The organism is Rhizobium cerradonense, assembly GCF_030182455.1.
In the GTDB taxonomy this organism is placed as follows: domain Bacteria; phylum Pseudomonadota; class Alphaproteobacteria; order Rhizobiales; family Rhizobiaceae; genus Rhizobium.
In genome coordinates, this window is the sequence record NZ_JAQJCK010000007.1 from 455487 (window position 1) to 475267 (window position 19781).

Here is a 19781-nt window from a genome sequence, read left to right on the forward strand (position 1 = left end):
GGACAGCAAAATACCGTGCCGACGCGACCTTCCCTGGACTATCGCCTCATCCGGGCGATGCCGGTCGGTGTTATGCCGAGAATGCGCTTCATCGCCTGTGCCATATGGCTCTGATGGGCGAAGCCTGCGGCGAGCGCGATCTGGCTGATCGACAGCTCTCCCATGGCAAGCAGGTGTCTGGCGCGCTCCACCCGGCGGCGGATCACATATTGATGCACCGGCATGCCGAACGAGCGGCGAAACAGCACCTTCAGATGCGAAACGCTGATCGCCGCCACCTCCGCCAACTGTGCCAGCGATAAATCCCCATCAAGATGGGATTCAATGAACTCGACCAGCCTGCGTCTCTGGTTCGATGAAAGCTTTTGCCTAGCCGAAACGGTTGTCGCATCGAATGTACCAGCGATGAGCCGCACCGCCAGCGCCCTGCCAAGGCTTTCAACGAACAGGCGATCGGCGGGTTCATCCACCTTCGTTTGCGTTTCCAGCGCCAGGGCGATGTGCTCGATACCTGGATCGCGATGCTGAAACTTGGGACGGATGGCAATGCTGTCTGGATCGATCTCCATATCCTCCGCCGCACCGCGCATGATCGCGGGGCTTATCCACAAGCGCAGAATTGTGCAGTCGGCGTCGTCTTCCCATTCGCCATCCAATCCGGCCGGAACGATATCGATATCGCCATGCGACTGAACGCGGCGATGCTGCCAGCCGTCGCACCGGCAGGAGGCGTTAACCGGCGCTCCCATATGAATTCCAAGACGGTGAAAGGGTGTTGCGGGAATGTATGTCAGGCCAGCAGCGATATGCCACCGGGTCGCTCTGATGCCGAAGGGGCCGAGGTCGTGGTCAAGCAAGTTCCATCTCCCGTCTCCAGCGCCCAGTGGACCGGATTCTTACTGCGCCCGGGCGGTCTAAACGCTGAAGCGACCGGCAACCGGCGGCTTCTTGTAGGCGGCCATCCACAAAAGCAGCGAGATCGCCAAGAACACCGCGAAAGCCGGCTGGAACAGCAACCACTGCACGGCCAGATCATAAAGGCGCGGATGGATATAATAGGAAATCAGCGACTGGACGGTCGCAAGGGACGACGGGCTGACATCGTTCCAGGCATCCTCCATCGGGGTCAGCACCACGGCGGAGGCCGCAACCGATTGGATGGAATCGATGGTGCCGGCGACCACCGCAACGACCAGCGCGACGAGACTGGCAAAACGCAACAAGAAACGCATCGAACCCTCCGCATACTCACTTCCCGTCGGCCATAGTCGACTGGGTTACTGCATTCCGCTCCGTCCTTCTTCTTAGATATGATCGGAGCCGGATAAGCGCAATGGACCAAAGGTCTGGAGTTTTCTGTCGGGAAGTCAAAAATCTGTCAGATTCGGGTTGATCCTAAGAAATTCATCGGTATATATCGCGGCCGTTCCGACGATTTGCCTCCTGACCGGTTGCGAAACGCCAAAGGACAGGTGGCCGAGTGGTTTAAGGCGCACGCCTGGAACGCGTGTGTACGTGAAAGCGTACCGAGGGTTCGAATCCCTCCCTGTCCGCCATTCTCGAAATTTTCGATAATCATTTCAGCTTTTTATTCTCTTCCGGTAGCCGCGAAGCGTCATGCCGATCGACAGCATGACGCCAGCAAGCATTGCGTGGCGAGAACTTTGAGTGTGAGCCGCGTCGACTCTCGCTTTTTTCTTCTTTTCAGTTTCTTGCCGCAGCCGCGTCTATGCCACGCAGATGCCAGGGACCCCGACCTTCTGGAACAGATGGGGCGAGGCAACGGACGAGGATGGATAGGCCGAGATTTTTTTCCTGAACTCCGGATGCGTGAAGGCGGCTCGGAAATCAGCCATAGTCTCCCAGACGGCATAGTTCAGATAGGCGGGGCTCTCGCCGACCGCGCGATGAAGCTGGGTCGAAATGAAACCCGGCTGCCGCTTCATGAACGCGGCATCGTCTTGCCATGCATTGAGGAACGTCTCCTCATCCGCCTTATCGAGCGTGAAGAGATTCACGAGGACAACGGGGGCGGCTTCGACGGTGATTTGGCGGTCAATCGGAAATGAGGGGTCCATTGGGCGCATTGGTGACATGGTGTGCTCCGTTCGATATGGTTGCATGATGTCAATCTGACGCCATACACGTAGATAATTGACATTATGATGTCAAATAGAATACAGGATGACAAATGCAAGAGACCAAACGAACGCCGGTCGGAATCGCCCTGACCGGTCTGATTCTCGATCTATTCAGGCTTCACAGCCGCGTGCTCGCCTCCGGCGACAGGCTGGTTGCTCCGCTCGGCCTGACGAGTGCCCGCTGGCAAATCCTCGGCGCTATCAATTCGGCGGACCGGCCGCAGCCGGTTGCGTGGCTGGCGCGCGACATGGGAGCCAACCGCCAAAATGTGCAGCGCATCGTCAACGATCTGGAGAAGGACGGACTCGTTGCCTTCGAGCCCAATCCGCACCACCGGCGGGCGCAGCTCATCCTGATGACGGACAAGGGCAGGCAGACATTCGACGCCGCCATGCGTCTGCAAGCCCCCTGGGTCAACGATCTCTCGGACGGGCTCTTGGTCGAGGACATCGAAACGATGCGCGGGGTCATGTCGGTGCTGCGCGGCAAACTGGAAAGAAATGAAGATGCTGAAGAGCAGGTCTGATCGCTATGGCGCTGTCGCAGTCTCAATTCACTGGCTGAGCGCCATCCTGATCCTGGCCCTGCTCGGCTCCGGTTTCCGGGCCGCAAATGCTATGGACGCGGCCAGCAAGGCTGCTTTCCTGCGTTTCCATATTCCAGTAGCGATCGCAATTCTGTTCTTGACGCTGCTTCGCATTGTCTGGTGGTGGCGTTTTGATCGGAAGCCACTGCCGGCGGAGGGATTGCCTCTCTGGCAGGAGCGCATCGCGGGCGGGGTTCACATCGCCTTCTACCTCGTCATTCTTGGTATGGCTGCCAGCGGCATCGGCATGATGATCCTAAGCGGCGCGGCACCCGCTATATTTGGGGCGCCTGGGGCGATGTTGCCCGACTTCACCGATTATCCGCCGCGAATACCGCATGGTTTGGGTGCCTTCTTGCTTGTCGGGCTGCTGGTGTTTCATGCCGGTGCGGCCCTTTATCACCAATTCGTTCGCCGCGATGATCTGCTCCAGCGCATGTGGTATGCCGGGTCGTCCGGCGATTAGAGTTGTGCTGGAAAGCCGCGGGACCTCACCTTCGGCCTCTTATTATTTCATTGCGATCCCGCCTTGCCTTTCGCCATCGTCCTCAGATGCTCGACCAAATCGCGCGCGAAGGGAGACAGGTCCTCAATAGCACGCATGCAGAGCAGGAGACGGCGTGTTGCCCAGTCGTCGGTCAGCCGGACAGAGCGAATGGGCATCGATCGACGGCATCTTTTCGCGGCGGTTTCCGGCACGATCCCGATGCCGACGCCTTGGGCCACCATTCGGCAGATGCCCTCGAATGTTCGCATCCGGACCCGAAACTTCAGCGGATGGCCCGCACGGGCCGCATGCTCGTCGATATGCTCCTGCAAGGGGCTGCCGATCGTCAATCCGACGAATTCCTGTCCGACGACTTCCACAAACGCAAGCGCCTTTGCTGAAGCCGAGGGATGATCGGCAGGCAGGACGAGAAGGAGGCGATCGATGGCGAAGGGCAGGAGCTGCAAATTGCCGGCATCGACGGCGTCCGAGATAATGCCGATCTCCGCTAGGCCGCCCGCCACCGCCTTCACGATCTCGGTGCTCAGCCGCTCATTCAGATCGATGTCGATATGCGGACGCGTTGCGAGATAGGGCGCAAGCGCCTCGGGAAGAAATTCCGTAATGGCGGCCGTGTTCGCCAGCAGCCGGATATTGCCCTTCAGCCCCTTGGCATAGACGCCCAACTCGCCCCGCATATGGTCGATCTGCCGAAGGATGATACGAGCGTGGTGTGCCAGAGCCTCGCCGGCGGCCGTCGGCGCGATCCCCCTGCGGCGGCGTTCGAGCAGCCGCACGCCGCTCACCTCTTCCATTCCGCGTAGCCGTTCGCTGGCCGAAGGAAGCGCAAGATTGGCGCGCGCCGCTCCATGGGTGATGCTGCCCGCCTCGACGACGAGCAGGAACAGGCGAAGGTCGGTGAGATCGAAACGCATGGGCCGGAAGGCTATCATGCCCCCAGCCTTCGGAACAGCCAAAGGCTGAGTTAGGATCATCCGCATTGCGGACGGCCAGCGGAATTGCCACAAATGGCGGCATGTTCGACCATTCTTCCTGGCTGATCCTTGCCACCGCTTCAACTTTCCTCCTCGCCGGCATCGTCAAGGGTGTCACCGGCATGGGCTTGCCGACGGTCGCCATGGGGCTGCTGGGCGCTATCATGCCGCCGGTGGCGGCGGCCGCCTTGCTGATCGTGCCGTCCTTCGTCTCCAATGTCTGGCAGTTGTTCGCCGGACCGAGTTTCGCAGCCCTCGCCGGAAGGCTATGGCCCATGCTGCTCGGCATTCTTGTCAGCACGGTCGCCGCCACCTCGATGCTGGCGAGCGACAATACGCAGTGGATCACGATGGCGCTGGGTGCCGCCCTGATCATCTATGCCGGCTACACCCTGTTTGCCCGGCAACTGTCCGTGCCGAAAAGGGCCGAACCCTGGCTGTCGGCGCTGATCGGTCTGATGACCGGCGCGGTCACTGGCGGTACCGGAGTCCTTGTCATTCCCGCCGTTCCCTATCTTCAGGCCCTCGCATTGGGCAAGGACGATCTGATCCAGGCGCTCGGGCTTTCCTTCACGGTTTCGACCATCGCCCTTGCAATCGGATTGGCGGCGCGCGGAGCCTTTCAGCTCGATAATCTGGCGATGTCCTCGCTCGCCGTAGCGCCGGCGCTGCTCGGAATGTGGCTGGGACAGGCAATCCGACGCAAGGTCAGTCCCGCAACGTTTCGCCGATGGTTCCTGATCGCTCTCATCGTGCTTGGTACCGAACTCGCCCTGCGTCCGTTCTTCTAGCGCACCAACGGCCGGCGAAGCCTCTTCCAGGTTTCGGGTTCACGGCGTCATGCGATATAAGGACGGCATCAGGGAGGCGGATCAGCATGGGATTCCAGGACGACGATCTCGAAAAATTTGCCGCAGAGGGCGCGGCGACACTGCCGGCCACGGATGTCCATGGTCATGTCGAAAACGACGGCGCCCGCATCTGGTATGCGGCCTATGGGTCCGGCATGCCGGTGATCCTGCTGCATGGCGGCCTCGGAAACAGCGGCAATTGGGGATATCAGGTTCCGGCCTTGATCGATGCCGGCTATCGCGCCGTCGTCATCGATAGCCGTGGCCACGGGCGCAGCACCCGCGATTTGCGACCCTATAGCTATGAGCTGATGGCATCGGACGTGCTGGCCGTGATGGACAGGCTGCACATTGAAAAAGCAGCCGTCGTCGGATGGAGCGACGGGGCATGCACCGGCTTGATCCTCGCTAGGACCAATCCGGCGCGCATTGCAGGCGTTTTCTATTTCGCGTGCAACATGGACCCCAGCGGCACAAAGGAATTCGTGCCCACGCCGATCATCGACCGTTGCTTTTCCCGACATGTGAAGGACTATGCCGCGCTTTCGGCCACGCCGGATCAGTTCGACGCCTTCGTTCAGGCAGTCAGCCTGATGCAGCGGACGGAGCCGAACTATTCTGCCTCCGATCTCGCCGAGATCGACGTGCCTGTTGCCATCGTGCATAGCGAGCACGACGAATTCATCAAGCGCGACCACGCCGACCATCTCGCCCGCAGCATCTCGGGCGCGGGGCTTATCCTGCTTCCCGGCGTCAGCCATTTCGCGCCGCTGCAGCGGCCGGGGCAGTTCAACGATGCGATGCTGACTTTCCTTCGCAAGATTACTGGGTAGCCCAAGGCTCCGGCAGGAACCCGGCGGAATCATCATTCTCCGGATCTTGCTCGCGCGGGATTTGGTTGCGCACGTCCGATTGTTCGGATAAATGATGATCATCATATTTCGAATCTCCCCAGACCGAACCGCCGCTGACCGGCCCTTCCGCCCAGGGAGCAAAATCCGCTCCAGGCAGGAGAATTTCATGACAACTACTTTGTTTTCGCCGCTCGCCGTCGGTCCATACGAACTGGCGCATCGTGTCGTCATGGCGCCGTTGACGCGCATGCGGGCAGGCCAGCCGGGCAACGTGCCTTCAGCGATGAACGTCGAATATTATGCGCAGCGCGCGTCGAGGGGCGGGTTGATCATTTCCGAGGGTTCGCAGATTTCGCCCGCCGGACAGGGAATGCCGGCAACACCGGGCATCCATACGTCGGAGCAGATCGCCGGCTGGAAAGCGATCACCCAAGCGGTTCACGCCAAGCGCGGCCGGATCTTTCTGCAGCTCTGGCATGTTGGCCGCATTTCCCATTCCTCGCATCAGCCTGATGGCGACCTGCCATTCGCGCCGTCGGCGATCGCGGCTGCCGGAAATGCTTTCACGGCGTCATTCGAGCGCGTGCCCTTCGAGACGCCGCAGGCAATCGATACTGATCTGATGCCCCTGCTGATCGACGTCTACGGCCGGGCGGCTGCCAATGCGAAGGCGGCCGGTTTCGATGGTGTCGAAATCCACGGCGCCAACGGCTATCTGATCGAACAATTCCTGCAGGCCCGTTCGAACCAACGCACTGACCAATATGGCGGTTCGATCGAGAACCGGACACGCCTGCTGCTCGAAGTGATCGAGGAGGTGTCCAAGGTCTGGGGTTCGGATCGCGTCGGCGTCCGCCTCTCCCCCTTCGGCATTGCCAATGACAGCGGCGAGGACGATCCGTTGCGGCTCTACGGCCATGTCATCCGCGAGCTCGACCGGCTGCACCTTGCCTATCTGCACCTGATCGAACCGCGCGCCAGCGGCGCCGGCCAAGCCGAAGTCGACCACAAGAACGTACCGTCGGCAGCGGAGCTCTTCCGTCCTGCTTGGTCCGGAACCTTGATCGCCGCCGGCAATTTCAAGCCTGAAACCGCCGAGACTACCCTCGCCGCCGGCCATGCTGACGCCATCGCTTTCGGCCGACTGTTCATCGCCAATCCCGATCTGCCGGAGCGCATTCGCCGCGGCGCGAGCCTCAACCCCTATCATCGCCCGACCTTTTACGGCGGCGGCGCAGAGGGCTATACGGATTATCCGACATTGGACGCCAGGGAGGCTGCGGAATGAGTATGCCAAGCGCCATCATCGTTGGAGTGGGAGCGGAACAAGGTCTCGGCGCAGCCCTCTGCCGGCTGCTGGCCGACAAAGGCTACCATGTCATCATCGCCAGCCGGACGTTGGAAAAGATCACCAAGGTCGCTGACGCCATCAATGCCTCTGGCGGCAGTGCCGAAGCGATAGAAACCGATGCGACCAACGAAGCCGCGGTGAAGCGGCTGTTCGAGCATGCCTTTGCGCCGCAGGATGAGATCGATCCGCCGGACTTCATCGTCTTTAACGCCGGCATCAATCGTCATGTCGGCTTTCGCGGCGTCACCGCCGCCGAGTTCGAGGAGTTCTGGCGCATCTGCTGTTTCGGCGGCTTCCTCGTCGGGCGGGAGGCGGCCCGGCATCTCGTCCCCCTCGGACGCGGCACAGTGATCTTTACCGGCGCTTCGGCAAGCCTGCGCGGCAAGGCAGGATATGCGCAGTTCGCCGCCGCCAAGGCGGGCTTAAGGATGATCAGCCAGAGCATGGCGCGGGAGTTCGGGCCGCTTGGCCTGCATGTCGCCCACACCATCATCGATGGCGGCATCGACGGCGAAAGATTGCGGTCAAGGCGGCCGGACGTGGAGGCCGACGCGCTGCTCAACATCGATGCCATCGCCGAGACCTACTGGCATATCCACCGCCAGCATCCCTCCGCCTGGACGCAGGAGATCGACCTGCGCCCCTATAAGGAAACGTTCTGAGGCCGGCGCTTACCAGCGCCGACCCCATAAAAATCCTCAGCCGGCAGGAAAGGGATTGCGTTCACTAAAGCCGCGCTGATGCCAATAGGGATAGGTGGGCGTCTGGGCGCTGGCGGCGTCAAGGCGGGCGACCTGCTCCGTGGTCAGGTTCCAACCGACGGCACCGAGATTGTCGCGCAACTGGCCTTCGTCGCGGGCGCCAACGATAATGCTCGACACTGTCGGCCGCTGCAGCAGCCAGTTCAGGGCCACCTGCGGGATAGTCTTGCCGGTTTCCTTCGAAATCTCGTCAAGCGCATCGACCACAGTGTAGAGATACTCGTTGTCCACCTGTGGGCCATTGTCCGCCGTCTTGTGCAAGCGGCTGACCTCCGGCAATGGTTGGCCTCGACGAATCTTGCCGGTCAGGCGGCCCCAGCCGAGCGGGCTCCAGACGACGGTGCCGACCTTCTGATCGACAGCAAGCGGCATGAGTTCCCACTCGTAATCGCGGCCGACAAGCGAATAATAGGCCTGGTGCGCGACATAGCGCGGCAGGTTGTGGCGATCGGCCGCCGCCAATGACTTCATCAGGTGCCATCCGGAGAAATTCGAGCAGCCGACATAGCGAATCTTGCCGGCACGCACGAGATCGTCGAGCGCCGACAGCGTTTCCTCGACCGGTGTCATGGCATCGAAGCCATGCAACTGGAAGAGGTCGATATGATCGGTCTGCAGGCGCTTCAGTGAAGCTTCCACGGCCTTGATCAGGTGGAAGCGCGAAGAGCCGACATCATTCGGCCCATCGCCCGAGCGAAAGGTTGCCTTGGTGGAAATCAGCACCTTGTCGCGGCGACCCTTGATCGCCTCGCCCAGCACCTGCTCGGCAACGCCGCCGGAATAAACATCGGCGCTGTCGAAGAAATTGAGACCGGCATCGAGGCATATATCGATCAGACGGCTTGCCTCATTGACGTCGGTGGCGCCCCAGGCACCGAAAAACTCGCCTTTGCCGCCGAAGGTGCCGGTACCGAAGCTCAGGACCGGCACGCGAAAACCCGATCCGCCGAGATAGCGATAGTCCATAACATAACCTCCAAAAGGATGGATGCATCAAAGATGGCGCGCGAGAGCGAACCGTACGGAGGTCGGACCGCACTCGTGCTTGAGTGATGTGTGGCGGTTACCCGGTTTGTTCAACACCTTCGATGCCCGCCGTCCGCATCTCGATCACTTGGCGGGCGGCCGCTGCGGCGGCATCCTTCTCGCTTGCGACTTGGACCGTCGGGAAGGCAAAATGGATGTCGTTTTCATCGAAGGCCTGCTTGATCATCGCCAGGGCGTTACGACGGATGACGGAGACTTCGCCGGGCTTGGTGGTGATCGCCAGCCTAATCTCGATCGCGAAATCACCGAACTGCTCGACACCCTTCATCTTCAGCGTCTGGATGATGTTGGGTGCCAGTTCCGGATCATCGAGCAGTCGCTGGCCGATCTCCTTGATGATCCGCTTGGTCTTCGTCAAATCGGTGTCGTAGGTGACCTTGATGATGATCTTGTCGATCGCCCAATCGCGGTTCATGTTGTTGACCGCTCCGAGCGAGCCGAAGGGAACCGTCGCCAGCGGGCCGCGCTGATGACGAAGTTTCACCGAGCGAAGGCTGAAGGATTCCACCACGCCCTTGTGGTTGCCGCTTTCGATATATTCGCCGATGCGGAAGGCATCATCCCAGAGATAGAAGATGCCGCTGATGACATCCTTGACGATGGTCTGCGCGCCAAAACCGACGGCAACACCGACCACGCCGGCGCCGGCGATCAGCGGCCCGATCTCGATACCGAGACCCGACAGCACCATCATGATGGCGATGATGCCGATGGCCACGGCAAGGATATTGCGGAAGATCGGCAGCAGCGTGTGCAGCCGAGCGCGCCGGGCCCTCATCTCCTCGCTGTCGCTGACGAGCGGCGCAGACGCGGACAGCTTGGCATTGATGTAGGTCCTCGACAGATGCCAGAGCAAATCGGCGGCGAGCAGAATGACGATGCCACCGATGATGCCGCGTGCGATGCGGTCGATCATGGATTCAGGCGGCCTCATCATCATGGTTGCTTCAACACCGAGCATATGGCCGAGCCAGAGGGCAGCAAGCGCGATGATGACGGCGCGTACGCCGCGGTCGAGCAGCACTGTCGCAAGCGTGCCAGCACCGAGAACACCGCCAGCCGCATCATGCAGCGCTTCCACCGCCCGCGACGACACCGAAAGCGCGCGCGGCAGCAGAATGACATAGATGCCAAGCCAGAGCAGACCATTGAAGCCGCTCACCCACAGGCACCAAAGCGCGGCGAAATAGATGGTCAACAGCCACGAGATGACCTTCCTGCCATTCGTTCCAGCATGCGCGGGACGCGCCCAGACAGCTTCGACGGCAATCAGGAACAGGCCGATGCCAAGCGTATAGCCGACCAGAGCGCGGGCGCCATCGGAGAAGCCGAGCGGCTCCATGGCCTGGACCACCGCCCAGCCGCAGGCGAAATAGATGACGAAAAGGGTGCCTCGCCTGTACCAGTATTTCGCGACGCGCCGCCGCTCGGCGATCCGCGCAGCGCCACCATCCTCATCGAGAACATCGCTCGCCCTTCGCATCGCTATCAGCTCCATCAGCAGTCTGCCGAGCGAGACCGCCAGCCTTATGGAGACGATCGCGATGACGCAGGCGATTGCAAAACTTTCGATGATCGGCGGCCAATCGAAGATGAGAAGCGGAACCAGCATCGCCACGCCATGAACGATGGCCGGCACCACGCCGCCCATGAACTGGAAGCGCGCGGCCTGCAATTCGGTCTCAACCCCGGCCGCCCGCTCGGTACGCTGCATATGCTTGGCATTGATCAGGCGGGCAACCACCAGTTCGGCCACGAGACCAAAGAAAAACAGCACCACCGCCTGAATGCCGATGCGCACCCGGCCCGCCGCCTCACCTTCGTTTTCAAGCCGCTTGGTGGCCGTCATCACCTCGGAAGGCAATGTCATCGCGGCTTGAGACACTATCTCCAGGTGCCGTCGGGTATGGCCGAGCGTATCGGACAATTCCGACATCTGGCCGCCGCCCGAGCTAGGATTGTCCGTCGACGCAGGCTTGGCATTCACCTGTGACGCAAGCCACTGTTTGACGTCGGGCTCGTTCATCAACTGAATGAGTTCGCGGACCTTCTCCGGTGGCGGAGCGGCGGCCGATGGTGCGGCCGCAGTTTGCGCATGGACCGCAGCCGGTACGGCAAATGCAATAAGACATAGAAGCAGAGCTCCAATCGACCGCCTGCCACCCCCGACAATACTCATATGCGCCGCCCTTCTCGCAATCGGCCCGATCAGCCTGTTTTTGCAGACTATACGCCTTTTTAGTGCGGACAAGCAGGCACTTACGCAAGTCACGCAATCAATTAGGTATCGGCATTGCACACGAGCTGGTGGCACGTTAGGTTTTGCAGGAATACCGCTTGGGGATGTATCGCGTGTTCAACTTCCTGAAAAAGCTCTTCGGCAGAGGCAAACGGCCGAACACGCAAATCGAGCCGCCAGCCCCGCCCGCGCCACAGCCTGCCGGCACGCCGGCGATCAAGAGCCTCGATCTCAACATTCCTGACGAAGCGCTGGAAAACGAGGCGCGCTTTGCCGCCTACCTGCAAGAGCGCCTGCCCTTTTTCGGGGAGGTTATCAAAGTCGACTATGATCCGGGCGCCGGCAGCCTGACGCTGCACAGCCGCAACGGCGACACGATGACGAAATTCCTAAGCAACGCGCTGCTGGCGCTGCGCGAAAAGAAAGGACAGGCGCGTGCTCGGGCTCTGCTCAACTATCTCAACATGACCGAAGCGTTGGAAGGCGGCGACGAGCTCGGCAAGGTGCTGCCGGTGCTGAAATCGCGCAGCTTCGTCGACGTGGCGCGGCAGCAGATGATACAGGCAGTCAAGGACGAACCCGAGCCGCCGCAATTCGTCTATCTCGATGAGGCCGAGAATCTGGTCAGGCTTTTCGTCGTCAATGGCGAGACCGCGGTCAGCTATGTCATGACCACCGCATTGGACGGCTGGGGCATTGACGTCGGCGAACTGGCGGATACGGCGCAGGATAACCTCTATAAGTTCCTGGCGAAGACCGGCGTGCAGATCGCCAAACGCAGCCAGTTCCAATATGTCGAGATCGACGGCCAGTTCGAATCCAGCGTCGCCTTCCTGCCGAAATTCTGGGCGCAGGTGCAGGACCAGTCCGGTGGCGCTGCGCCGATCGCTGCCTTCCTGTCACGCGACAAGGTATTCTTCACCCACGAAAACGACGCCCAGGGACTGCACCTGCTCGAATTGATCAGCACCGACCTCAGCGACGTGCCCTATGTGATCTCACCCGATCAATATCGCTGGGAAAACGGCAAATGGTCGCTGTTCAAACGGGTGGCGCGGAGCGTGCAGTAAGTGACGCGTTGTTACTTGTAGCCATCTTCGCGGCCATGGCGGATGGCTGCTATAAGAACGTCCTCACCAATATATTGGTAGAGAACAATATAGCCATCCCGCCCAAACGTAACGATGAGCTCGCGTAATCCTTGTTCTGAGCCTTCCACGGGCCGCCCCATATCGGGCTGGCTCGACAATATCTGAATTGTTTGAATAATCCTTGCTGATGCCTTCCTCGCCGCGGCAGCATTTTTGGACCGCAGAAATGCCCTCATCCGCTCGAGGTCACGAAGAGCGCGCTGCGTCAGCCTTACCGATGGCATTCAGGTGGGGCCTTCTCATCGTCGTCGCCCCAAGTCTCTAACCAAGCAATGACTTCATCGCCCGTCACATGCAGGCCCGTCGCCTGATAGTCGTCCAATGAACGACGCACATCCTGCAACAGAGAGTCGCGCTTTTCCTCACGTTCCACATACTGCCTGACGGCTTCGTTCAGCAGCCGATTCGGGTGACGGTGGCGACTGGCAGCCAGCTTCTCCAGGCGCTCGTTCACGTCAGGATCAATTTCTACACTGGCCTTCAAAGCGGGTGACATCGAATTCTCCGGAGGTAACCGATACCGACGATATAGTATCAGCCCCTTGCGTAAAGAACCATCGGCTGGTTCCTGCCAAAGGAATGCCTACACCAGCACCTCTTGATCGACGCGATCCTCGGCTCCAAAGAACTTCAGATAACGTTCGACCTCTGCAGGCTCGCCCGTTGCCTTCTGCGGATTGTCCGAGAGCTTTACGGCCGGGCGGCCATTGGCTTGGATCACCTTGCAGACGATCGAGATGGGGTTGAGACCCTCGATTTCGGTGGGGGCGCAGCCGGCGAAATCATTGGTGAGGTTGGTGCCCCAGCCAAAGCCCATGCGCACGCGGCCCTCGAAATGCTTGTAGGTGGCGATGATCGCATCGACATCCAGGCCGTCGGAGAAGATCAGAAGTTTCTGGCGCGGGTCGCGGCCCATCTTCTTCCACCAGTCGATGATCTTTTCGCCGCCCTCGATCGGAGGGGCGCTATCCGGACGAAAACCGGTCCAGTCGGCCACCCATTCCGGTGCGTTGCGCAGGAACGAAGCCGTGCCAAAGGCATCGGGCAGAACCACCAGCAGGTTGCCGCCGTAGAGGCGGTTCCAGTCGCGCAGCACCTTGTAAGGCGCCTTGCCAAGCTCATCGTCAGTCTTGGCGAGCGCCGCCGCGACCATCGGCAGCTCGTGCGCGTTGGTACCGACGGCCTCGAGATCGGAATCCATGGCGAGAAGGACGTTGCTGGTGCCGGTGAAAGCATGGCTGACACCTTCCTTCAGCGCTTCCACGCACCAACGCTGCCAGAGGAAACTATGGCGCCGGCGGGTGCCGAAATCGGAAATACGCAGGTTCGGCAGCTCTCTCAGCCGCTCGACCTTTTCCCACATCTTCGCCTTGGCCCGCGCATAGAGGACATCGAGCGTGAAGGGGCCAAGCGCCTTCAGCGCCGCGCGCGATCGGAGTTCGTTGATGATGGCGAGGGCCGGAATCTCCCACATCGTTGTTTCCTTCCACGACCCGTGGAAGTCGAGAATATACTGGCCGTCACGCTTGGATAGCTCGTACTCCGGAAGCTGAAAGTTCGACAGCCAGGCCAGGAATTCCGGCTCGAAGATCTGGGCGCGGCCGTAGAAGCTGTTACCCGCCAGCCAGATCATCTCCTTTTTGGCAAGCCTGAGCGTACGCGCGTGATCGAGCTGCTCGCGCAATTCCTTCTCGTCGATCACTTCGGCGAGCCGGACGCTCTTGGTGCGGTTGATCAGGGAGAAGGTGGCGTCGACATCTGGATAAAGCTTCCAGATCATCTGCAGCATCAGAAGCTTATAGAAATCCGTATCGATCAGGCTGCGGATGATCGGATCGAGCTTCCAGGTATGGTTATAGACACGGGTGGCGATATCCGTCTTCGTCATCTCGTTCCTGCCCGTCTCCCTGCGCCCCGGACGTCATGCTTTCCGCCTTCCAGCTCACTGGCGGCGGGTATAATGCTCTTCTTATCAAAAAATGTTGAGCGAAAGTCCAGTCACTGAAAGAAAATTGATACTAAATTAAAACACGCTGCTCCGGATAGTGGCGGCGGTCTTGGATCGAGACTGATGACCAAATTCGTTACGGCTGGGAATTGCCTTGAACCGGCGGTTTTGGAGCCGTGGTCTGATCCAGGGTCGTAGTCTCTGGCGCGGTCTGCGTGGGTCTGCTGTCCCATAATTCCACCAGCGCCCACACGACCGCCGTCAGGGCAAGCGCGACAAGGAGCACCGCCAACACCCGGCCGCCCATATGGCCTTGTTTGGCCTCGGTCGCCGGCAACTCCTTTTCCTCATGCAGACGGCGATCAGAATCCTCCCAATGCGTATGGATTTCCAGCTTCCGTGGCATGACAGCCTCCTTCCAAATTCATCTTGAGGCAGCAACGTTCTTTGGAAAACGGAGGCGGCTCTGGAAGGTTCCGAAGGCGCTCAATAGCCCCGGCTGCGATCCACCAGATATTGCAGCGGTTCGCCGCGTTCGAAGCGGGCGATCTGCTCCTCGACATGACGCATCAGTGAGTATTCCTCGGAAACCGCGGCATCATGCGGGGTGATGACGACATTCTCCATGCCCCAGAGCGGGTCGTCCATCGGCAGCGGCTCGACATCGAAGACATCGAGCGACGCGCCGCCGAGCACGCCGGTTTCGATCGCCGAGGCGATATCGGCCTGAACCTGGCTCTTGCCGCGTCCGGCATTGATGAACACCGGTTTGCCCAGAGCGCCGTTACGACGAAGCTTGGAAAAGAGCGCGCTATTGTAGAGCCCCGTCGTCTCCGGCGTCAGCGGCAGCAGGCCGACGAGAATATCGGTCCTCGCGAGAAAAGCATCGAGTTCGCCGGCATCGAAGGTTTCCATGCCGTCAATCTGCTTTTTCTGCCGCGACCAGCCGATGACGTCGAAGCCCATGACCTTGAGTTTGGCGGCGGCATCGAGGCCGAGAATGCCGAGACCCATGACCCCAACCGTGACTTCGCGCGCCTCAGGCGCCGAAAGATGGCCCCAGACGCGCTTGCGCTGGTGCCTGAAGTGACCGAAGACGTCGCGCAAATGCATGAGGCATTGCAGCACGACCCATTCCGTCATGCGCACCGTCAAGCTGCGGTCGACGAAACGGACGATGGGAATGTCGGGAAGGTCGGCGATATTCATCATGGAATCGACGCCGGCACCGCCGGAAAAGATCACCTTGAGGTTGGGTGCGCGCTGAAAAAGATCGGCATCCGGCTTCCATAGAAGGGCATAGTCGACCTGGCTCAGATCCGCGCCCTTGTTGGCGGGATCGGCGAGATTGATGCTGCCGCGATCCGCAAACGCGGTTTTAAGGGCTGCTACGATGGCCTCAGGCGTGAATTTCAGATCGACGAGAACAGGGCTTTTGACCGGCATGGCGATTGTCTTTTATTGCTGGACGGCGGCGGTGGGGACCGCCTCGATGTTGAAGGCTGCGGCGAGAAGCGCCTTAGTGTAATCCTCTTTGGGCGCACGGAAAATCTCCGCTGACGAACCCTGCTCGACGACCTTGCCGAAGCGCATGACGATCAGCTCGTTGGCAAGCGCCTTCACCACTTTCAGATCATGGCTGATGAAGAGGTAGGCAAGGTCATGGCGCCGCTGCAGGTCGCGCAGCAGATCGACCACCTGGGCCTGCACGCTCATGTCGAGCGCCGAGGTCGGCTCGTCGAGCATGACGAAACGCGGCTTCAGCACCATGGCGCGGGCAATGGCGATGCGCTGACGCTGGCCGCCGGAGAATTCATGCGGGAAGCGCCAGCGGGTCGAGGGATCGAGGCCGACCTCTTCCAGCGCCCAGCAGACGCGCTGATCGCGCTCTTCCGCCGACAAGGATTGCTCGTGCACCTTAAGCCCTTCGGCAATGATTTCGCCGACCGACATGCGCGGGCTCAACGATCCATAGGGATCCTGGAAGACGACCTGAAGCTGGTTGCGCAGCGGCCGCATCTCCTTGAAGGAATAATCCGCAATGTCCTTGCCGACAAAACTGATGCGGCCTCTGGAGGAGATGAGCCGGGCCAGCGCCAGGCCGAGCGTCGTCTTGCCGGACCCGGATTCACCGACGACGCCGAGCGTCTGCCCGGCCCTGAGCCTGAGATCGATGCCGTCGACCGCCTTCACATGGTCGACCACCTTGCGCATCAGCCCAGCCTTGATCGGGAACCAGACCTTGATGTCGGTGCCTTCCATGACCAGGGGCTTGCTGATGTCTCCCACCGGCGGCTCGCCGCGCGGCTCGGCGGCAAGCAGATGCCGGGTATACTCATGCTGCGGATTGGTGAAAACCTGCTCGACCGTGCCAGTCTCGACGATATGGCCCTTGGTCATGACGCAGACGCGATCGGCGAATTTGCGGACGATGCCGAGATCGTGGGTGATGAACAGCATCGACATGCCATGCGCACCCTTGAGGTCGCGCAGCAGTTGGAGGATCTGCGCCTGCACCGTCACATCGAGGGCCGTCGTCGGTTCGTCGGCAATCAGAAGCTCCGGCCGATTGGCGAGCGCCATGGCGATCATCACGCGCTGACGCTGGCCACCGGAGAGCTCGTGCGGATAGGCCTTGAGGCGCTTTTCCGGCTCGCGGATGCCGACCTGGTTCAGGAGATCCAGGATGCGGCTACGGGCCGCCGGGCCGACCACGCCCTGATGCAGCGCCAGGATTTCGCCGATCTGCTTTTCGATCGTATGGAGCGGATTGAGCGAGGTCATCGGCTCCTGGAAGATCATGGTGATGTCGTTGCCGCGCACGGCACGCAACTCATTATCGGACGCCTTCAGCAGATCCTTGCCCTTAAACAGGATTTCGCCCGAGGGATGGCTCGCGGACGGATAGGGGAGCAGTTTCAGGATCGAATTGGCCGACACCGATTTGCCGGACCCGGATTCGCCGACCAACGCCAGTACTTCGCCCTTGGCGATATCGAAGGAGACGCCGTTGACCGCGGTCGAAGTTTGGCCGCCCTGATGAAAGGCGACGGATAGATTGCGGACGGAAAGCAATGGGGTGTGGTCTCCGCTCATCGGAACGTCTTCCTCGGATCGAATGCGTCGCGGACGGCCTCACCGACGAAGATCAGAAGCGACAGCATGATCGACATGGTGAAGAAGGCGGAGAGGCCCAGCCAGGGGGCCTGCAGGTTGGATTTGCCCTGCGCGATCATTTCGCCGAGCGAAGGCGAGCCGGGGGGCATGCCGAAGCCTAAGAAATCCAGCGAGGTCAGCGTCGTGATCGAGCCGGAGAGAATGAAGGGCACGAAGGTCAGGGTTGCGACCATGGCGTTCGGCAGCAGGTGTCGGTACATGATCGTGATGTTATTGACACCAAGCGCGCGGGCGGCGCGCACATATTCGAAATTGCGCGCTCGCAGGAATTCGGCACGCACGACGCCGACCAAACCCACCCAGGAAAACAGAAGCAGAATGCCGAGCAGGATGAAGAAGCCGGGCGGCAGGACCGAGGCGATGATCAGCAGAATGTAGAGCACCGGCATCGACGACCATATCTCGATGAAACGCTGCAGGAGAAGGTCCGTCCAGCCGCCGAAATAACCTTGGATAGCGCCGGCGGCAACGCCGACGACTGCCGAGCAGATGGTCAGCGCCAGGCCGAACAGCACCGAGATGCGGAAGCCGTAGATCATGCGCGCCAACACATCGCGCGCCTGATCGTCCGTGCCGAGCCAATTGAGATTGCTCAAGGTGCAATTCGGATCGGCGACACCTTTTTCATAGCCGGAGCAGCGCTGTTCCTTGCTCATCAGCCAGAAGGGGGCGGTCGGGGCCGAGGTTCCTTTCGGAAGGTTCGAATTGGCGGTCTGGTAGGAATAGTGGATCGGCGGCCAGATCATCCAGCCGTTGGCGTTGATTTCGTCCCGAATATCCTGTGCGCGATAATCGGTCTGCGCGAGGAAGCCGCCGAACTTTTCCTCGGGGTAATCGACGAAGACTGGCGTCAGGATCTCGCCCTTGTAGGAAATGAGGATCGGCCGGTCGTTGGCGATGAATTCCGCCCCGAGACTGAGAACGAACAGGATCAGGAACAGCCAGAGAGACCAGTAGCCGCGGCGATTCGCCTTGAAATTCTGCCACCGGCGAACGTTCGTCGGGGAAAAGAGGCCTTTGCGCGGCGGCTTTACCGCTGTCGGGGTCGTCGAATTGGTCGCCACGTCCATCAGACGTCCCTCCGCTCGAAATCGATGCGCGGGTCGATCCAGGTATAGATCAGGTCCGAGATCAGGCCGACGAACAAGCCAAGCAGCGAGAAGATATAGAGCGTTGCGAACACGATCGGATAGTCACGCTGGACGACGGAGAGATAGCTGAGGCGGCCGAGGCCGTCGAGCGAGAAGATATTCTCGATCAGCAGCGAACCGGTGAAGAAGGCCGAGATGAAGGCCCCGGGAAAACCGGCGATGACGATAAGCATGGCATTGCGGAAGACATGGCCGTAGAGCACCCGCCGCTCGCTCAGCCCCTTGGCGCGGGCCGTGATGACATATTGCTTCTTGATCTCTTCGATGAAGGAATTCTTGGTGAGCAGCGTCGTGGTGGCGAAGGCGGCGAGCGACAGCGAGATCAATGGCAGGACGAGATGCCAGAGATAATCGATGATCTTCTGCCACCATGTAAGATCGGCAAAATTGTCGGAGACGAGGCCGCGCAGCGGAAACCAATCGAGGAAGGAACCGCCGGCGAAAAGCACGATCAGCATGATGCCGAAGAGGAAGCTCGGAACGGCATAGCCGATGATAATGACGCCGGATGTCCAGACATCGAAGGTCGAGCCATCCTGTATCGCCTTGCGGATGCCGAGCGGGATGGAGATGGCATAGGAAAAGATCAGGATCCAGATGCCGAGCGAGATCGACACCGGCAGTTTCTGCCCGATGAGGTCGATCACCGTCGTATTGCGGAAGAAGCTTTCGCCGAAATCGAAGCGAATATAATTCCACATCATCTGCCCGAAGCGCGTAAGCGGCGGCTTGTCGAAGCCGAATTGCTTGTCGAGCTTGGCGATCAGCTCCGGATCGAGCCCCTGGGCGCCGCGATATTTCGAACTGCTGTCATCGACGTTCTGCTGGCCGAGCACATCGGTGCCGCCGGAAAGACGGCCATTGGCATTGTCCGCCTGGCCGGTCAACTGCGCGATGACCTGCTCGACGGGACCGCCGGGCGCGAACTGCACGATGGTAAAAGAGATCGCCATGATGCCGATGATGGTCGGGATCATCAGCAGCAGACGTCTGAGGATATAGGCGCCCATCAGCCCGTCACTCCCCCACCGAGGAATATGC

General features: G+C 60.4%; 21 protein-coding genes and 1 tRNA gene. 8 read left to right on the forward strand and 14 right to left on the reverse strand.

From position 1 onward, the window contains the following. Window positions 1-38: 38 nt before the first annotated feature. On the reverse strand, window positions 39-857 hold the full coding sequence (locus PH547_RS18980) for an AraC family transcriptional regulator (RefSeq protein ID WP_245463917.1): 819 nt from the start codon (window positions 855-857) through the stop codon (window positions 39-41). Window positions 858-914: 57 nt separating this feature from the next. After that, window positions 915-1232, reverse strand: coding sequence for a hypothetical protein (locus tag PH547_RS18985; protein ID WP_104821623.1), 318 nt, complete (start codon window positions 1230-1232; stop codon window positions 915-917). Between the two features lie 234 nt (window positions 1233-1466). On the opposite strand from PH547_RS18985, the gene PH547_RS18990 reads away from it, so the two are divergent. Continuing rightward, window positions 1467-1556: transfer RNA gene (locus PH547_RS18990), tRNA-Ser, on the forward strand. Window positions 1557-1727: 171 nt separating this feature from the next. On the opposite strand, the gene PH547_RS18995 is transcribed toward PH547_RS18990, so the two are convergent. Continuing rightward, window positions 1728-2096, reverse strand: a complete 369-nt coding sequence (locus PH547_RS18995) for an antibiotic biosynthesis monooxygenase family protein (protein ID WP_104821622.1) — start codon at window positions 2094-2096, stop codon at window positions 1728-1730. A gap of 95 nt (window positions 2097-2191) precedes the next feature. On the opposite strand from PH547_RS18995, the gene PH547_RS19000 reads away from it, so the two are divergent. Together PH547_RS19000 and PH547_RS19005 are read left to right on the forward strand one after the other, a co-directional pair. Beyond that, a complete protein-coding gene (locus PH547_RS19000; RefSeq protein WP_104821621.1) occupies window positions 2192-2668 on the forward strand; it encodes a MarR family winged helix-turn-helix transcriptional regulator in 477 nt (158 codons plus the stop codon). Beyond that, entirely contained in the window at window positions 2649-3194 is a 546-nt protein-coding gene (locus tag PH547_RS19005) for a cytochrome b (RefSeq protein ID WP_285169072.1), read from the forward strand. Before PH547_RS19000 ends, PH547_RS19005 begins: the two co-directional genes overlap by 20 nt. A gap of 47 nt (window positions 3195-3241) precedes the next feature. Here the strand turns inward: PH547_RS19005 and PH547_RS19010 are convergent, their stop codons facing one another. Next, on the reverse strand, window positions 3242-4168 hold the full coding sequence (locus PH547_RS19010; RefSeq protein ID WP_483315552.1) for a LysR substrate-binding domain-containing protein: 927 nt from the start codon (window positions 4166-4168) through the stop codon (window positions 3242-3244). Window positions 4169-4251: 83 nt separating this feature from the next. Between PH547_RS19010 and PH547_RS19015 the strand changes: the two genes are divergently transcribed. The 4 genes from PH547_RS19015 (at window position 4252) to PH547_RS19030 (ending at window position 7928) form a co-directional block, all read left to right on the forward strand. Beyond that, window positions 4252-5001 (forward strand): sulfite exporter TauE/SafE family protein, encoded by a 750-nt coding sequence (locus PH547_RS19015; protein WP_104824944.1) that lies wholly within the window; start codon window positions 4252-4254, stop codon window positions 4999-5001. Between the two features lie 86 nt (window positions 5002-5087). Continuing rightward, complete coding sequence (locus PH547_RS19020) at window positions 5088-5894, forward strand: alpha/beta fold hydrolase (RefSeq protein WP_104821619.1); 807 nt, start codon at window positions 5088-5090, stop codon at window positions 5892-5894. Between the two features lie 187 nt (window positions 5895-6081). After that, window positions 6082-7203 carry an alkene reductase gene (locus PH547_RS19025; RefSeq protein ID WP_104821618.1) on the forward strand — a complete coding sequence of 374 codons (1122 nt, stop codon included), beginning with the start codon at window positions 6082-6084 and terminating at the stop codon, window positions 7201-7203. Continuing rightward, complete coding sequence (locus PH547_RS19030) at window positions 7200-7928, forward strand: SDR family NAD(P)-dependent oxidoreductase (protein ID WP_104821617.1); 729 nt, start codon at window positions 7200-7202, stop codon at window positions 7926-7928. Before PH547_RS19025 ends, PH547_RS19030 begins: the two co-directional genes overlap by 4 nt. Before the next feature lie 36 nt (window positions 7929-7964). Here PH547_RS19030 and PH547_RS19035 read toward each other — a convergent pair whose 3' ends face one another. Then, the gene (locus PH547_RS19035; RefSeq protein ID WP_104821616.1) at window positions 7965-8993 is read right to left on the reverse strand and encodes an aldo/keto reductase; all 1029 of its coding nucleotides are present in this window, start codon (window positions 8991-8993) and stop codon (window positions 7965-7967) included. Between the two features lie 97 nt (window positions 8994-9090). Continuing rightward, window positions 9091-11253, reverse strand: a complete 2163-nt coding sequence (locus tag PH547_RS19040) for a mechanosensitive ion channel family protein (RefSeq protein WP_104821615.1) — start codon at window positions 11251-11253, stop codon at window positions 9091-9093. Between the two features lie 164 nt (window positions 11254-11417). Here PH547_RS19040 and PH547_RS19045 point away from each other — a divergent pair, with 164 nt between their 5' ends. Continuing rightward, window positions 11418-12383 (forward strand): DUF1444 domain-containing protein, encoded by a 966-nt coding sequence (locus PH547_RS19045; protein WP_285169107.1) that lies wholly within the window; start codon window positions 11418-11420, stop codon window positions 12381-12383. An 11-nt stretch (window positions 12384-12394) separates the two neighbouring features. Here the strand turns inward: PH547_RS19045 and PH547_RS19050 are convergent, their stop codons facing one another. The 8 genes from PH547_RS19050 to PH547_RS19085 all read right to left on the reverse strand — a co-directional run bounded on the left by PH547_RS19050 (window position 12395) and on the right by PH547_RS19085 (window position 19750). Beyond that, window positions 12395-12688, reverse strand: a complete 294-nt coding sequence (locus tag PH547_RS19050) for a type II toxin-antitoxin system RelE/ParE family toxin (protein WP_104821614.1) — start codon at window positions 12686-12688, stop codon at window positions 12395-12397. Beyond that, window positions 12676-12960: a CopG family ribbon-helix-helix protein gene (locus PH547_RS19055; RefSeq protein ID WP_104821613.1), complete on the reverse strand. Its 285-nt coding sequence runs from the start codon at window positions 12958-12960 to the stop codon at window positions 12676-12678. Before PH547_RS19055 ends, PH547_RS19050 begins: the two co-directional genes overlap by 13 nt. Window positions 12961-13047: 87 nt before the next feature. Beyond that, the gene (gene pncB / locus PH547_RS19060) at window positions 13048-14352 is read right to left on the reverse strand and encodes a nicotinate phosphoribosyltransferase (RefSeq protein ID WP_104821612.1); all 1305 of its coding nucleotides are present in this window, start codon (window positions 14350-14352) and stop codon (window positions 13048-13050) included. Window positions 14353-14548: 196 nt separating this feature from the next. Next, entirely contained in the window at window positions 14549-14818 is a 270-nt protein-coding gene (locus tag PH547_RS19065; RefSeq protein ID WP_285169073.1) for a hypothetical protein, read from the reverse strand. A gap of 80 nt (window positions 14819-14898) precedes the next feature. Continuing rightward, on the reverse strand, window positions 14899-15858 hold the full coding sequence (locus tag PH547_RS19070; RefSeq protein ID WP_285169074.1) for a 2-hydroxyacid dehydrogenase: 960 nt from the start codon (window positions 15856-15858) through the stop codon (window positions 14899-14901). Window positions 15859-15870: 12 nt separating this feature from the next. Then, window positions 15871-17508 (reverse strand): ABC transporter ATP-binding protein, encoded by a 1638-nt coding sequence (locus tag PH547_RS19075; protein WP_285169075.1) that lies wholly within the window; start codon window positions 17506-17508, stop codon window positions 15871-15873. Next, window positions 17505-18659 (reverse strand): ABC transporter permease, encoded by a 1155-nt coding sequence (locus tag PH547_RS19080; protein ID WP_285169076.1) that lies wholly within the window; start codon window positions 18657-18659, stop codon window positions 17505-17507. Before PH547_RS19080 ends, PH547_RS19075 begins: the two co-directional genes overlap by 4 nt. Continuing rightward, window positions 18659-19750, reverse strand: a complete 1092-nt coding sequence (locus tag PH547_RS19085) for a microcin C ABC transporter permease YejB (RefSeq protein ID WP_283048511.1) — start codon at window positions 19748-19750, stop codon at window positions 18659-18661. The genes PH547_RS19080 and PH547_RS19085 overlap by 1 nt, the downstream gene beginning before the upstream one ends. Window positions 19751-19781: the final 31 nt, after the last annotated feature.

Bases quoted from the DNA above. Each gene is read 5' to 3' on its own strand.
- PH547_RS18985 (WP_104821623.1), bottom strand. From the start codon at position 1,232: ATGCGTTTCTTGTTGCGTTTTGCCAGTCTCGTCGCGCTGGTCGTTGCG.
- PH547_RS18995 (WP_104821622.1), bottom strand. From the start codon at position 2,096: ATGTCACCAATGCGCCCAATGGACCCCTCATTTCCGATTGACCGCCAA.
- PH547_RS19000 (WP_104821621.1), top strand. From the start codon at position 2,192: ATGCAAGAGACCAAACGAACGCCGGTCGGAATCGCCCTGACCGGTCTG.
- PH547_RS19005 (WP_285169072.1), top strand. From the start codon at position 2,649: ATGCTGAAGAGCAGGTCTGATCGCTATGGCGCTGTCGCAGTCTCAATT.
- PH547_RS19010 (WP_483315552.1), bottom strand. From the start codon at position 4,168: ATGATAGCCTTCCGGCCCATGCGTTTCGATCTCACCGACCTTCGCCTG.
- PH547_RS19015 (WP_104824944.1), top strand. From the start codon at position 4,252: ATGTTCGACCATTCTTCCTGGCTGATCCTTGCCACCGCTTCAACTTTC.
- PH547_RS19020 (WP_104821619.1), top strand. From the start codon at position 5,088: ATGGGATTCCAGGACGACGATCTCGAAAAATTTGCCGCAGAGGGCGCG.
- PH547_RS19025 (WP_104821618.1), top strand. From the start codon at position 6,082: ATGACAACTACTTTGTTTTCGCCGCTCGCCGTCGGTCCATACGAACTG.
- PH547_RS19030 (WP_104821617.1), top strand. From the start codon at position 7,200: ATGAGTATGCCAAGCGCCATCATCGTTGGAGTGGGAGCGGAACAAGGT.
- PH547_RS19035 (WP_104821616.1), bottom strand. From the start codon at position 8,993: ATGGACTATCGCTATCTCGGCGGATCGGGTTTTCGCGTGCCGGTCCTG.
- PH547_RS19040 (WP_104821615.1), bottom strand. From the start codon at position 11,253: ATGAGTATTGTCGGGGGTGGCAGGCGGTCGATTGGAGCTCTGCTTCTA.
- PH547_RS19045 (WP_285169107.1), top strand. From the start codon at position 11,418: ATGTATCGCGTGTTCAACTTCCTGAAAAAGCTCTTCGGCAGAGGCAAA.
- PH547_RS19050 (WP_104821614.1), bottom strand. From the start codon at position 12,688: ATGCCATCGGTAAGGCTGACGCAGCGCGCTCTTCGTGACCTCGAGCGG.
- PH547_RS19055 (WP_104821613.1), bottom strand. From the start codon at position 12,960: ATGTCACCCGCTTTGAAGGCCAGTGTAGAAATTGATCCTGACGTGAAC.
- pncB (WP_104821612.1), bottom strand. From the start codon at position 14,352: ATGACGAAGACGGATATCGCCACCCGTGTCTATAACCATACCTGGAAG.
- PH547_RS19065 (WP_285169073.1), bottom strand. From the start codon at position 14,818: ATGCCACGGAAGCTGGAAATCCATACGCATTGGGAGGATTCTGATCGC.
- PH547_RS19070 (WP_285169074.1), bottom strand. From the start codon at position 15,858: ATGCCGGTCAAAAGCCCTGTTCTCGTCGATCTGAAATTCACGCCTGAG.
- PH547_RS19075 (WP_285169075.1), bottom strand. From the start codon at position 17,508: ATGAGCGGAGACCACACCCCATTGCTTTCCGTCCGCAATCTATCCGTC.
- PH547_RS19080 (WP_285169076.1), bottom strand. From the start codon at position 18,659: ATGGACGTGGCGACCAATTCGACGACCCCGACAGCGGTAAAGCCGCCG.
- PH547_RS19085 (WP_283048511.1), bottom strand. From the start codon at position 19,750: ATGGGCGCCTATATCCTCAGACGTCTGCTGCTGATGATCCCGACCATC.